The 265-nt window shown below is 66.0% G+C and carries 1 protein-coding gene; it reads right to left on the bottom strand.

Annotation, left to right across the window (positions count from 1 at the left end):
* Window positions 1-265, bottom strand: a 265-nt coding sequence (locus EN853_RS33790; RefSeq protein WP_135861393.1) for a VCBS domain-containing protein, incomplete at both ends; no start/stop codon positions are given.

Below are 265 nucleotides of genomic sequence, written 5' to 3'. Positions count from 1 at the left end.
TGCGCCGAGGACGCCGTGTAGCTCCAGTTGCCGTCGACATCGATCGAGAACGAGCCGTAGGTGCCGGCGGTGCCAGCCTGGGCGACGAAGTGCGGGTCGCTGTCGACGTCCGAGATGGTGAGCGCGCCGCTGGTCGAGATGTCGGCCGCGTCATCGGTCTCGGTCAGGTTGACCGAGGCCGAGGACAGCACAGCCGCATCATTGGTGCCGAGGATGTCGATATGGACCGAGGTGTGGGTGCCGTCGGCGCTGACCACATCGAAGT

Source organism: Mesorhizobium sp. M1C.F.Ca.ET.210.01.1.1, from assembly GCF_004791585.1.
Taxonomy (GTDB): Bacteria; Pseudomonadota; Alphaproteobacteria; order Rhizobiales; family Rhizobiaceae; genus Mesorhizobium.
Note: the sequence above shows the minus strand (reverse complement) of the source record. Positions and strands in the feature narration are given on the sequence as shown.